Raw genomic sequence first — 12750 nt, 5'->3', positions numbered from 1 at the left:
CACTACGGACCCACCCCGAGGCCACCCAATACTGTGACCGCCCGTTCCTCGACCCGCTCGCCCGCCGGCACGTCCGGGGTGATGCCGCCGCCGTCCAGGCTGCGGCCCGCCGGCGTGCGGTACGTGCCCACCGTCAGCTCGGCCACCGAACCGTCCGGGAGTTCGGTCGGCATCTGCACCGAGCCCTTGCCGAAGGTCCGGCTGCCCACGGCCACCGCCCGGCCCCGGTCCTGCAGGGCGCCCGCCACCAGCTCCGCCGCGCTCATCGTGCCGCCGTCGACCAGCGCCACCAGCGGCCGGCCGGTGTCCCCGCCCTCCGCCGCGTACAGGACCCGCTGGTCGCCCCGTACGTCGTACGTGGCCACGAGCCCGCCGTCCAGGAAGGCGGAGGCGGTGGTGACCGCCTCGGTGACCAGCCCGCCCGGGTTGCCCCGCAGGTCGAGGACGACCCCCTCGCCGGGCGGGGCCGCCTTGACGGCCGCCTTGACGCGGTCGCCGGAACCGCGGGTGAAGGAGGCCACCTTGATGACGGTGACCCCGTCCGGGCGCTGCCGTACGGTCACCGGCTCGGTCTTCAGCTGCTCGCGGCGCACGGTCTCGGTGAGGTCGACGCCGTCCCGGCTCAGGTTCAGCACGACGGGGGTGCCGGCGTCGCCCCGCAGCAGGGCGATCACGTCGGGCACGGCCAGGCCCGTCACGGCGCGCCCGTCGACGCTCAGCAGCCGGTCCCCGGCCCGGAGTCCGGCCCGGGCGGCGGGGCTGCCGGGTTGGACCTTGTCGACCTTGATCATGCCGTCGGGGGCCCGTCCGGCCCACACCCCGACGCCGGTCCAGTGGCCGTCGAGGCCCTCGGCGAAGGCGGCGTACTCGCCCTGGTCGTAGACGGTGCCCCAGCGGTCACCGCTGCGGCTGACGACCTCCTGGGCCGCCTTCTTCCCGGACTTGCCCTCGGCGACGGCCTCGGCGACGGCGCGGGCGACCGCGTCCCGGTCGGCGGTGCCCGCCTCGCGCGGGCCCTCGGCCGTAGGGGCGCCCGCCGGGACCGCGGCGACCGCGGCGCCCTCCTCGCGGTCCCAGCAGCCGGTGTACGCACCGGTGCCGACGGCGGCGAGGAAGGCCATCGTCAGAACGGCCCCGCGACGAAGGTCGCGGGGCCGCAGACAGAAGGCGGGAATACTCGGCAAGCCCAGCATGGCGCCGAGTCTAGGACAAGCCCCGCGCCGGTACGGGTGGTTGACCGGACCGCTCGCGGGGCGCTTGTCACACCTTCAGGTACTTGCGCAGGGCGATGAAGGCGGCCATGGAGGGCATCAGGAGGCCGATGAAGAGCACGTACGGGAGCTTGGCCAGCACCGATCCCCAACCCATGAAGTCGATGAGCTGGATCTTGTCCCGCAGTCCGACGCCGTGGTCGATCACGAAGTACTGGCCGGACATCAGCATGGCGCAGGCGAACAGCGCGCCGATGAGGCCGGCGACGGCCGCCTCCATGATGAACGGGACCTGGATGTAGAAGCTGGACGCGCCCACCAGCCGCATGATCCCCGTCTCACGCCGTCGGCTGAACGCCGAGACGCGCACGGTGTTGACGATCAGCAGCAGCGCCACGATCAGCATGATCAGCATGATGGCGAGCGCGGCGATGTTCAGGTAGTTGAGGATCCGGAAGAGGTCGTCGATGGCCTGACGCTGGTCGTCGACGGTGTGGATGCCGTCACGGCCGACGAAGGCGGAGGTGACGACCTTGTACTTCTCCGGGTCCTTCAGCTTGACGCGGAAGGACTCCTGCATCTGGTCGGGCGTGATGGAGGAGGCGAGCGCCGTGTTCCCGAACCGCTCCTGGTAGTGCTTGTACGCCTCGTCCGCCGACTCGTAGGCGACGGACTTCACCAGGGACATCTGCTTGAGTTCGGCCTGGATCTGCTTCTTCTGCTCCTCGGTCACCGCACCCTTGGCGCAGGTGGTGACGCCCGTGGAGCCGCCCGCCGAACCGTCGGCCTTCTTGGTCGCGGCCTCGCTCGCCTCCAGGGCGTCCTGCTTGTTGCACAGGTAGATCGAGACGTTGGCCTTGTCGTACCAGAAGCCCTTCATCTTGCTCACCTGCTCGCTCATGAGCATGGAGCCGCCGAACAGGGCCAGCGAGAGGCCCACCGAGATGATGACCGCGAAGGTCATGGTGAGATTGCGACGGAGACCGACGCCGATCTCCGACATGACGAACTGGGCGCGCATTGCGTCTCAGGGACCTTTCAGTGCTGGTAGCCGTAGACGCCGCGCGACTGGTCGCGCACGAGTCGGCCCTGTTCGAGTTCGATGACGCGCTTGCGCATCTGGTCGACGATCTGCTGGTCGTGGGTGGCCATGATCACCGTGGTGCCGGTCCGGTTGATCCGGTCCAGCAGCTTCATGATCCCGACCGAGGTCTGCGGGTCGAGGTTGCCCGTGGGCTCGTCCGCGATCAGCAGGGCGGGGCGGTTGACGAAGGCGCGGGCGATGGCCACGCGCTGCTGCTCACCGCCGGAGAGCTCGCCCGGCATCCGCTCCTCCTTCCCGCCCAGACCCACGAGTTCGAGGACCTGCGGGACGGCCTTGCGGATCTCACCGCGCGGCTTGCCGATGACCTCCTGCGCGAAGGCCACGTTCTCGGCCACCGTCTTGTTGGGCAGCAGGCGGAAGTCCTGGAAGACGGTCCCCAGCTGGCGCCGCATCTGCGGAACCTTCCAGTTGGAGAGCTTGGCGAGGTCCTTGCCCAGGACATGCACCTGGCCGTGGCTCGCCCGCTCCTCGCGCAGGATGAGCCGCAGGAAGGTGGACTTGCCGGAGCCGGAGGAGCCGACCAGGAAGACGAACTCGCCCTTCGCGATGTCGAGGGAGACTTCCCTGAGTGCGGGGCGGCTCTGCTTCGGGTAGGACTTGGAGACACTGTCGAATCGGATCACGGGTGCACCACGGTCGCCGGGAGTAGGTGTGCGTGACCATACGCGAACGGGCGCGAGGTGGGGACCCGGCCTCCGGACTTGCCCGATTTATCCCGGCGTGCGGGCGCCCAGGAGCCTGATTGCCCGGACGGGCCGCGCCGAATGTCGGCGAAGCCGGCACAGTGGTAGGGGGAACGCTCCGGTTCCCGACGCCGTTATAGGCAGCAGAAGACGAGGGGACGAGAGGAGGAGCGCATGACATATGACCGGCTCGTGTGCGCGAACTGCGCCGCACCCGTCAGCCAGGGCCGCTGCCCGGTGTGCCGGGCGAACCGGGAGCGCCTCCAGCAGGAGGGCCCCTTCTCCGGCCTGAACCCCGTGACACTCATCGCGCTCATGGTGGTCCTCGTGACAGCTCTGGTACTGGTGGCCCAGCACACCGCCTAGACCGCCACCGCCCCGGCCGTGGTGCCCGTGGCCCCGTGCCACGTACCGATCACACACGCGTCACACACGCGAGAAGGGCCCGGACACCAGGTGTCCGGGCCCTTCCACGCGTCTCGCGTCGTTACGCGGTCTGCTCCTGCTGCTTGCGCCAGCGGATTCCGGCCTCCAGGAAGCCGTCGATCTCGCCGTCGAGCACCGCCTGCGGGTTGCCGACCTCGAACTCCGTCCGCAGGTCCTTGACCATCTGGTACGGGTGCAGGACGTAGGAGCGCATCTGGTTGCCCCAGGAGCTGCCGCCGTCCTTGAGGGCGTCCATCTTGTCCTTCTCCTCCTGGCGGCGCCGCTCCAGCAGCTTGGCCTGGAGGACGTTCATCGCGCTGGCCTTGTTCTGGATCTGCGAGCGCTCGTTCTGGCAGGAGACGACGATGCCGGTCGGGATGTGCGTGATGCGCACCGCCGAGTCGGTGGTGTTGACGCCCTGGCCGCCGGGGCCGGAGGCGCGGTACACGTCGACGCGCAGCTCGGCCTCGTCGATCTCGACGTGGTCGCTGGTCTCGACGACCGGGAGCACCTCGACGCCCGCGAAGGAGGTCTGGCGGCGGCCCTGGTTGTCGAAGGGCGAGATGCGCACGAGGCGGTGGGTGCCCTGCTCGACGGAGAGGGTTCCGTAGGCGTACGGGGCCTTGACGACGAAGGTGGTCGACTTGATGCCGGCCTCTTCCGCGTACGAGGTCTCGTAGATCTCGGTGGAGTAGCCGTGCCGCTCGGCCCAGCGCAGGTACATGCGCTGCAGGCGCTCGGCGAAGTCGGAGGCGTCCACGCCGCCGGCCTCGGCACGGATGTTGACCAGGGCCTCGCGCTCGGCGTACTCGCCGGAGAGCAGGGTCCGGACCTCCATCTCGTCCAGCGCCTTGCGGACGGACACCAGCTCGGCCTCGGCCTCGGCCAGGGTCTCCGCGTCGTCCATCTCCTGGGCGAGGTCGAAGAGCACCGCGAGGTCGTCGATGCGCCCCCGCAGGGTCTCGGTCTTCCGGACCTCCGCCTGGAGGTGCGAAAGCTTGCTCGTGATCTTCTGGGCGGCCTCCGGGTCGTCCCACAGGGACGGCGCGGCGGCCTGCTCCTCGAGCACGGCGATATCTGCCCTCAGCTTGTCGAGGTCCAGGACGGCCTCGATCGACCCCATGGTCGAGGAGAGGGACTTCAGCTCTTCGGAAACATCGACGACTGCCACGGGTCCAGCGTAGCCGGTCCCCGGAGGACGCCGTCCGGGCAGGCCGAATCACCCGTTCTGATGATGGATCGCACAGGCGTACGCTCTCCGTATGACCGTTCTCCTCGTCAAGCGCCGCCATGTGGACCACATGCGTGTCACGACGACGAGCTGTCCGCCGCCGGACCGAACCCAAGCCTGATCCACCACGATCCGACTTGGTCCTGTACGCGGCCCCCGTGGTCCCGGCACCATCCCCGTCGGAGACCCTCCCCCCGCCCGCGGCCCCCACCACCTTTGGGGAACAGGACCCCGTGACATCCGAAACGGAGCCGTCATGCCGTCCGCGCACTCTCTCCCCGTCCTCGACCTCTCCCAGGCCGACGACCCGGCCCAGCGGGCCGGCTTCCTGAAGCAGCTGCACGCGGCTGCCAGGGACACCGGATTCCTGCACCTGACCGGGCACGGCGTCACCGCCGCCGAGAGCGCCCGCATCCTGGAGCTGACCAGGGCCTTCTTCGCCCTCCCGGAGGCCGACCGGCTCGCCGTCAGCAATCTGAACTCCCCGCACTTCCGCGGGTACACCCGGATCGGCCACGAGCTGACCGGCGGCGCCTCCGACTGGCGGGACCAGCTGGACGTCGGCGCGGAGCGCCCGGCACCGGTCGTGGGGCCGGACGACCCGGCGTTCCTGTGGCTGGAGGGCCCGAACCAGTGGCCCGCCGCCCTCCCGGAGCTCCGTACGGTGGTCCTGGACTGGCAGTCCCGGCTCGCGGCGGTGGCCCACCGCCTGCTCCAGGAGCTCCTCGTGTCGATCGGCGCCCCGGCGGACTTCTTCGACGAGGCCTTCGCGGACCGCCCGCACCTGCACACCAAGCTGATCCGCTACCCCGGATCGGCCCCCTCCGGCGCCGACCAGGGAGTCGGCGCGCACAAGGACTACGGGTTCCTGACGCTCCTGCTGCAGGACTCGGTGGGCGGCCTCCAGGTGGTCCGCGACGGCGGCTACGTGGACGTACCGCCGATGCCGGGCGCGTTCGTGGTGAACCTGGGCGAGCTGCTGGAGATCGCGACCGAGGGCTACCTGACGGCGACGGACCACCGGGTCGTCAGCCCGCCGGGCGCGGTGGAGCGGTACTCGGTGCCGTTCTTCTACAACCCGCGGCTCGACGCGGTGATCGAGACCGTCCCCGGCGCATACCTGCGCTCGGCGCCCGGTGTCGCGCACGACGAGTCGAACCCGCTGCACGCCCAGTACGGCCGCAACGAACTGAAGGGCTGGGTCCGCGCCCACCCGGCCGTGGCGCGGCGCTGGCACCCGGAACTGGCCTCGGTGTAACCGCCCCCGGCCGTGTGGCGGGCGTGACCGTATCCGCTGCGCGGAGCCTCCTGGGCTCCGCCCGGACCCTCCCCCAGCTACCGCTGGGAGGTGCCCCCTGCTCAATCGCCGGCGGGGCTGGATTTTCCAGCCCGTCCGGCGTTCGAGGACCGGGGTTCGGGCGGAGCCCCGCTGTTTCAGCCCCGCCGGCGTTTGAGGCGCGGGGGTCCGGGGGGCGGAGCCCCCGAACCCCCGGCGCCGCACGACGCTACGGAACCCGCGGTACCGACTGCTTGCTGTCCTGCGGCGGCGGGGCCTCGTCTCCCGAGACCGCGAGCCAGGTACCCAGCCCGACCGCCGCCACCAAGGCCACCGCTCCGGCGGACAAGGCCAGCCTCCGCTTGCGGGCCGCCTCCGCCCGGTGGCGGGCGGAGCCGGGGCGGTGGCCGCCCGCCGGGCGCGGGACCCGGGCGGTGCCCAGCGCCCCGCCCGCCAGCTCGTCCGGCCCCGGCACGCGCATCGAGGTGTGGGTGTCCCGGTTGGAGTCGGTCGCGGAGCCCGGCACCAGCGGGACCACGCCCCGCCGCCGGACCGGGTCGGCCGCAGGTTCCTCCGCGGGCTCGGGGTCCGGATCCGCGTCGTCCGGCTCGTCCACGTCCAGCGGCGGCATGCCCGCCAGCAGGGGCAGCAGGTCCCGCAGCCGCACCGACAGCTCCGAGGCCCGCAGCCGCGAGGCCGGGGCCTTGGCCAGGCACTGCACGATGAGCTGCCACAGCTCGTCGGGGATCCCCGGCAGCGGGACGACCGTCTCCGTCACGTGCCGCCGCAGGACCGCGCCCGGGTGGCCCCCGCCGAAGGGGGTGAATCCGGCCAGCAGCTCGTACAGCACCGTGGCCAGGGCGTATATGTCCACCGCGGCCCGCGGGGGCAGGCCCTCGACGATCTCCGGCGCCAGGTAGTCCGGGGTGCCGATGATCCGGGTCGTGGGGGCCGAGGCGCGGCCCGTGGAGGCCCGCCGCGGGGAGTCGATGAGCTTGGCCACACCGAAGTCGGTCAGCAGCGCCGGGTGCGAGCCACCGGGGCCCAGCCGGCCCTGCATGTCCAGCAGGACGTTCTCCGGCTTGACGTCCCGGTGGACGACCCCCGCCGCGTGCGCCGCGGCGAGCGCGTCGGCGACGTCCGCGACGATGGCCACGGCCGCCTCCGGGGCGAGCCGCCGCTCCCGGTCGAGGCGCGTGCGCAGGTCCGTACCGCGGACCAGGTCCATGACGAGGGCGAGGTCGTTGCCGTCCACGACGAGGTCGCGGACGGACACGACGTGCGGATGCTCCAGGCCGAGCAGCGCGCTGCGCTCCTGGACGAACCGTCCGACGAGTTCCTGGTCGGACGCGAGGTCCTCGCGCAGCAGTTTGACGGCGACGGGCCCGTCAGGCCCCTCGCCCAGCCACACCGTGCCCGCGCTGCCGCGCCCCAGGATCTGGTGCGCGGTGTACCGGCTGCCGATCTTCCGTGCCACGACTGCTCCCTCAGCGGCTGGCGTACGCACCAAAGCTACGCGGCCGGGTGGGCATTGGAGGCCGGCAGGGGGCCGGATTCGCGGCGACCTTCACTTCTGCGAGCGAAATCGTGTCCCAGAAGTCGACAAATCCACGAAGTCGGGGCTACGCGGGTCCGTTTCAGGGCTTGGCGGACCCCGAAGAACCCGAGGAGCCCGCGGAGTCCCCGATCGTGCTGACCCAGTCGACGACGCCGGAGCCCCAGGACCAGACCTGGTCCCACCAGCCCTTGCCGGTGCCGACCCACTCCTGAAGCGGGGTCAGCTCCCAGACCAGCCAGCCGGCGACGAAGAACACCAGGATCAGCACCAGGCAGCCCTTGAGGCAGCCGAGGCCGGGGATCCGCACCGGGTTGGCGCTGCGGCGGCGCGGCTCACGCGGCTCCCGGGGGGCCGGCCGCTGCTGCGGGGGCGGCTGCGGGGGCTGCTGCTGCGGCTGGCGGTACTGGGGCTGCTGCGGCTGAGGCTGCTGCTGGTACGGCTGGGGCGGCTGCTGCGGCTGGTAGTGCTGCGGCGGCGGGGGTGCGTACTGCTGCTGCGGCGGCTGGCGGTACTGCGGCTGCTGCGGCTGTTGGTACTGCTGCTGCGGGGGCGGCGGGCCCTGCCGGTACTGCGGCGGCTGCTGCGGCTGCTGGGGCCGGTGCTGCGGCGGAGGCGGCGCCTGCCGCTGCGGGCGGCGGCGCAGCGGGTCGTCGTTCGGGTCGAGGCGCTGGATCTGCGTCTGCTCGTTGCGGTCGCGGGCGGCCTGCATCTGCGACTGCCAGGGATGCGGCGAGTCGGGCCGCTGCACCGGGGGCATCACCGAGGTCGGGTCGGCCCCGGGGCCCGCCGCTTCCCCTGGCCCTCCGGGCCGGGGAGACCCCATGGGCAGCACGGAGGTGGCGTCGGCCGCGCCGACCGGCGGCAGGACGCTGGTCATGCCGTTCGGGTCGTATCCGCCGACGGGCGCGCCCGGGGTCTCGGGGACCGGGGCCGGCGAGGGGTCGGGCGCGAGGAGGGCGCCGACGCCGAGCGCGGCCTCCACCTCGGCGGCCGAGGAGTGCACGCCGATGCCGGAGGCCACCACGCGCAGCCCGCGGGCCAGGCTCTCGGCGCTGGGCCGCTCGTTGGGCTCCTTGCGCAGGCAGCGCTCGATGACCGTCCACAGCGGCTCGGGCACGGTCGAGGGCCGCTGCGGGTCCTCGCTGAGGTGGCGGTGGAGCACTTCGAGCGCCGTGCCGCCGGCGAACGGCGGGCGGCCGGTCAGCAGCTCGTAGAGCAGGATGCCGGCGCCGTAGATGTCGACGGCGGAGGTCTGCGGGCGGCCCTCGGCGGACTCGGGGGCGACGTAGGCCGGGGTGCCGACGAACTCGTGCGTGCGGGTCAGGCCCGGGGAGTCCGCGAGGCGGGCGATGCCGAAGTCGGTGAGCATCGGCTTCATCTGCCCGCCGCGCTCGTCGAGCAGCACGTTGGCCGGCTTCAGGTCGCGGTGGACCACGCCGTCGGCGTGGCTGGCGGCCAGGGCGTCGGCGATCTGGGCGGTCAGCAGGCTCGCCGCGACAGGGGTGAAGGGGCCGTTCTGGCGGAGGTACTTGTGCAGGTCCGGGCCGTCGATCAGGTCCATGACCAGGGCCAGCAGATCGCCCTCGACGACGAGGTCGCGGGTCCGGACGATGTTGGGATGGGTCAGGCGCAGCAGGACCGAGCGCTCCCGCAGGAAGCGCATGACGATGTCGGGATCCTGGGCCAGCTCCTCCTTGAGGACCTTGATGGCCACGGTCTCTCCGGGCTGTCCCGCGACGGCCGCCTCCGCGCCGGCGGCCTCCCTCTGGCGGGCACGCCAGACAGTGCCCGTGGCGCCGCGCCCGAGCGGCTCCTCGAGCAGGTATTTGCTGCCGACTGGCCGCACGTCTCGCGCTCCCCTGCTGTCGTCTGAATGTGGTCGATCCGCTGAGTGGTTTTCCGGCCCACTCTAGGGGGTGTCCCCTCGGAAGACGCGGGTCCCCGGAGGTTGGTTGCCGCACATATGTGCGGAGGGTGATGTTTGCGGGGTATGCCGGAGGCGATTTTCCCCGTCTTCCACCGCCTTGGTGGCCGGATCCGATCGGGGTCCGACCCGGGTCCCGACACATCAAGATCATTTGTTGCCGGGTGCCGGGCGTGTTGTCCGTGACAGGTGCGAGGATGCACATGTACGGACGGCACGGGACGGGAGCCCCGCCTTCCGGGCAGACCTGACCGGACGACGCGTCCGTGCCGGGTGGGGGGCGACCGGACGGTCATGTCACGGGATTCCCCTGCCGGGCGCACGCACCGCGCAGAAGGGACCGCTGACGGCGATGCAGATCCGGCTGACCGTCCTTGGGTCGCGCAGCGGCCACCAGACCGCGACCGCCCCCGCGAGCTGTGACGTCCTCGTCACCGCCCCCGTCGGCACCGTGCTGGCCGCGGTCGCCTCCGGGCTCGCGGCGACCGTCGGCGGACCCGACACCGGGGGCACGGTCGTGCTGTACGCCGGCTCCGAGCGCCTCGACCTCCAGCGGCGGGTGCTCGGCGAGCCGCCGCTCGTGGACGGCGCGGTGCTGGCGCTGCACGGACCCGTGCCGGACGTGCTGCCGGAGGACGGCCTCGGCGCGGCCCAGCTGCACGTCGTCGCCGGACCCGACGCGGGCGGGGTGCACCTGCTGCACAGCGGGCAGATCATGGTGGGCCGCTCCGCCGACGCCGACGTCCCCCTCGACGACCCCGACGTCTCCCGGCTGCACTGCGCGGTCACGGTGATCCCCGACGGGCGGGTCGCGGTGGCCGACCTGAACTCGACGAACGGCACCACGCTGGACAGCGCCCCGCTGGGGGCCCAGCCCGTGGCCCTGCCCCCGGGGGCGCTGCTGCGGGTCGGCGAGTCCACCCTGCGGCTGGCCCCGGCGGGCGTTCCGGCGCTGGCGGTGACCCCGGACCTCCAGGGCCACCTCTCGATCTCCGCCCGGCCCGTCGCCCCCGCTCCGCCCACGGGTCCCCTCGCCGGTCCGCCCGGCAGCGCGGATCCGGCCGCCCCGAGGCCCGTGCCGGACGCGCCCGAGGTCCCCGACGCCGTGGGTGAGGCCGGGCCGCAGGGTGCTCCGCCGAACCCCGGAACCGGCCCCTCGACCGGCCCCGGCCCCGGCCTCGGGCGGCGGAAGGGCCTCGGCGCCTGGGCCCGCAAGTGGGTGCGCGGCGAGGAACCCGCCGAGGCCCCCCAGGAACCGGTGGCCGCCGCACCCCACCCCGACGATCCCGCCGCCCTGCTGCTGGCCGCGATGGGCCCCGGCGAGCGTCTGTGGTCCCGTACGCCCGGGCATCCCGCCGTCCTGGACGTCGGGCTCGGCGCCGGGAGCCGGGTGTCCCTGCTCGCCGTCGGCGCCCTCGGGCTCGCCGGCCCGCGGGCCCGGCTGGCCGGGGCAGCCCGCTGGGTGGTCGCGCAGCTGGCGGCACTGCACGCGCCGGGGCAGCTGGAGATCGTACTCGTCTCCGCCGACCGGGCGCGCGGTCTCGCCGACCGGCGGCGCGACTGGGGCTGGCTCGGCTGGCTGCCCCACGTCCGGCCGGCGCACGGCCAGGACTGCCGGCTCCTGCTCGCCTACGACCGCGACCAGGCCGTCGCCCGTACGGGTGAGCTGACCCGGCGCCTCGACGAGGGTCCGCTCGGCACGCACTGGGCCGCCGCCGACCCCGGGCAGGTCCGGCGGGCCGCCGACGCCTACCAGGGCCCGTACACGCTCGTCGTCCTCGACGGCGATCCCGGAGCCGGCCCGCTGCGCGACATCACCGGCCGGCTCGCCTCGCACGGCCCGGCCGCCGGGATCCACGTGCTCGTGCTCGCCGAGGCCCCGGCAGCCACCCCCGCCTCACCGGTCGCCGAGACGTACGAGGCCGCATGCGCGAGCTCGCCCGCCTTCCGGGACTGCGGCGCGGTCGCCCTGCTCAGCGGCGACGTGGCCACGGCCGTACGCACCTTCACCCTCGACGGCGGCCGGCCGGTCCCGTCCGGGGGCACCGCGACCTCCGACGCCGTCTCCGCCGCCTGGGCCGAGCGCTTCGCCCGCGCCCTCGCCCCGCTGCGCACCGCCGAGGGCGGCGGCTCCGGCGACCCGTACCGGACGACCGCGGCCACCCTGCCCGCCACCGCGCGGCTGCTGGACGAGCTGGGGCTGGCCCGGGCCACCCCGGCCTCCCTGATGGCCCGTTGGGCCGCCGCCACCGACCAGGGGCAGGGCATGGGCGGCCTCGCCGAGATCGTGCTGGGCAGCGGGCGCCGCGGCCCCGTCGGCACCGAGCTCGTCCACGACGGCCCGCACCTGCTCATCGAGGGGCCCGCCGGGAGCGGGCGCACCGAGCTGCTGCGCTCGGTGGCCGCGTCGCTGTCCGCGGCCGCCCGGCCCGACCGGCTCGGACTGCTCCTCCTCGACGGGGCCGGCGGCGAGCGCGGCGACGGGCTGCAGCCCTGCACCGAACTCCCGCACGTCTGCGCCCACCTGGTCGCCGCCGATCCGCTGCGCATGCGGGAGTTCGCGCAGGCGCTCGGCGCGGAGCTCAAGCGCCGCTCCGAACTGCTGGAGGAGTTGTCCTTCGCCGAGTGGCACGCGCAGCGCGAGGTGTCCGACCGGATGGTCGCGCCGCGCCGGCCCACCCCGGGCGAGCAGCGCGGCGACCTCGACCCGCAGCGGACCGGCACCCTGCGGCTGCGGGCCGCGGCCACCCGTACCGATCCGGCCGGGCCGAGCCCGCTGCCCCGCCTGGTGGTCCTCGTGGACGACCTCGACGCGCTGGTCGCGCCGGGGCTGGGCAGTACGGGCCGCCCCGCCGCCGGCTCGGTGGTGCGGGCCCTGGAGGCGGTGGCCCGCGAGGGCGCCCGCCTCGGCGTGCACCTGGTGGCCGCCAGCGCCCGCCCGGACCGTACGGCGGACACCGGGCTCGCCCGGCTGACCACCCTGCGGGTGGAGCTCGACGCCCCCGACCAGCCGGGCCCGGGCCGCGGCCTGCTCCGTTTCGGCGACGGCCGGACCGTCCCGTTCCAGGCCGGCCGGGTCACCGGCCGGATCCCCCGGACGGCGACCCAACGGCCGACGGTGGTCCCGGTGGAGTGGGAGCGGATGGGTGATCCGCCGGCCCGCCGCCCGGTACGTGAGCTGGGCAACGGGCCCACCGACCTCGCACTGCTGGCCAGCGCCCTGGACCGGGCCTCGCACCTGGTCTCGGCGATACCCGTGCTGTTCCCGCCCGCGCCCTGACGCACGTCCGCGCCTCCGCGAGGCGGTATTGCGGGGGCGCACGGCTCGGCGTAGAC

9 protein-coding genes are annotated in these 12750 nt (G+C 73.6%); 3 read left to right on the top strand and 6 right to left on the bottom strand.

What is annotated here, in order from left to right; genetic code table 11:
• Positions 1–2: 2 nt before the first annotated feature.
• From ACWG52_RS23050 to ftsE, 3 genes are all read right to left on the bottom strand, one after another.
• Positions 3–1193, bottom strand: a complete 1191-nt coding sequence (locus tag ACWG52_RS23050; RefSeq protein WP_389816193.1) for a S41 family peptidase — start codon at positions 1191–1193, stop codon at positions 3–5.
• Between the two features lie 67 nt (positions 1194–1260).
• Positions 1261–2232, bottom strand: a complete 972-nt coding sequence (gene ftsX, locus ACWG52_RS23045; RefSeq protein ID WP_030724208.1) for a permease-like cell division protein FtsX — start codon at positions 2230–2232, stop codon at positions 1261–1263.
• 17 nt (positions 2233–2249) lie between these two features.
• Entirely contained in the window at positions 2250–2939 is a 690-nt protein-coding gene (gene ftsE / locus ACWG52_RS23040; protein ID WP_030011324.1) for a cell division ATP-binding protein FtsE, read from the bottom strand.
• Positions 2940–3173: 234 nt separating this feature from the next.
• Here ftsE and ACWG52_RS23035 point away from each other — a divergent pair, with 234 nt between their 5' ends.
• Positions 3174–3365, top strand: coding sequence for a hypothetical protein (locus tag ACWG52_RS23035; RefSeq protein WP_030724207.1), 192 nt, complete (start codon positions 3174–3176; stop codon positions 3363–3365).
• A gap of 121 nt (positions 3366–3486) precedes the next feature.
• Here the strand turns inward: ACWG52_RS23035 and prfB are convergent, their stop codons facing one another.
• Positions 3487–4596: a peptide chain release factor 2 gene (prfB, locus tag ACWG52_RS23030; protein ID WP_375942208.1), complete on the bottom strand. Its 1110-nt coding sequence runs from the start codon at positions 4594–4596 to the stop codon at positions 3487–3489.
• 316 nt (positions 4597–4912) lie between these two features.
• Here prfB and ACWG52_RS23025 point away from each other — a divergent pair, with 316 nt between their 5' ends.
• On the top strand, positions 4913–5914 hold the full coding sequence (locus tag ACWG52_RS23025; RefSeq protein ID WP_386129569.1) for an isopenicillin N synthase family dioxygenase: 1002 nt from the start codon (positions 4913–4915) through the stop codon (positions 5912–5914).
• A 247-nt stretch (positions 5915–6161) separates the two neighbouring features.
• Here ACWG52_RS23025 and ACWG52_RS23020 read toward each other — a convergent pair whose 3' ends face one another.
• Entirely contained in the window at positions 6162–7409 is a 1248-nt protein-coding gene (locus ACWG52_RS23020) for a serine/threonine-protein kinase (RefSeq protein WP_389816186.1), read from the bottom strand.
• 160 nt (positions 7410–7569) lie between these two features.
• Positions 7570–9336 (bottom strand): serine/threonine-protein kinase, encoded by a 1767-nt coding sequence (locus ACWG52_RS23015; RefSeq protein WP_453125777.1) that lies wholly within the window; start codon positions 9334–9336, stop codon positions 7570–7572.
• A gap of 430 nt (positions 9337–9766) precedes the next feature.
• Between ACWG52_RS23015 and ACWG52_RS23010 the strand changes: the two genes are divergently transcribed.
• A complete protein-coding gene (locus ACWG52_RS23010; RefSeq protein WP_453125775.1) occupies positions 9767–12694 on the top strand; it encodes an FtsK/SpoIIIE domain-containing protein in 2928 nt (975 codons plus the stop codon).
• Positions 12695–12750 lie beyond the last annotated feature (56 nt).

The organism is Streptomyces sp. CLCI03, assembly GCF_053615355.1.
Note: the sequence above shows the minus strand (reverse complement) of the source record. Positions and strands in the feature narration are given on the sequence as shown.

What these genes read in the sequence shown, in the direction of transcription:
- ACWG52_RS23035 (WP_030724207.1), top strand. Translation starts at nt 3,174, where the DNA reads ATGACATATGACCGGCTCGTGTGCGCGAACTGCGCCGCACCCGTCAGC.
- ftsX (WP_030724208.1), bottom strand. Translation starts at nt 2,232, where the DNA reads ATGCGCGCCCAGTTCGTCATGTCGGAGATCGGCGTCGGTCTCCGTCGC.
- ACWG52_RS23010 (WP_453125775.1), top strand. Translation starts at nt 9,767, where the DNA reads ATGCAGATCCGGCTGACCGTCCTTGGGTCGCGCAGCGGCCACCAGACC.
- ACWG52_RS23025 (WP_386129569.1), top strand. Translation starts at nt 4,913, where the DNA reads ATGCCGTCCGCGCACTCTCTCCCCGTCCTCGACCTCTCCCAGGCCGAC.
- ACWG52_RS23050 (WP_389816193.1), bottom strand. Translation starts at nt 1,193, where the DNA reads ATGCTGGGCTTGCCGAGTATTCCCGCCTTCTGTCTGCGGCCCCGCGAC.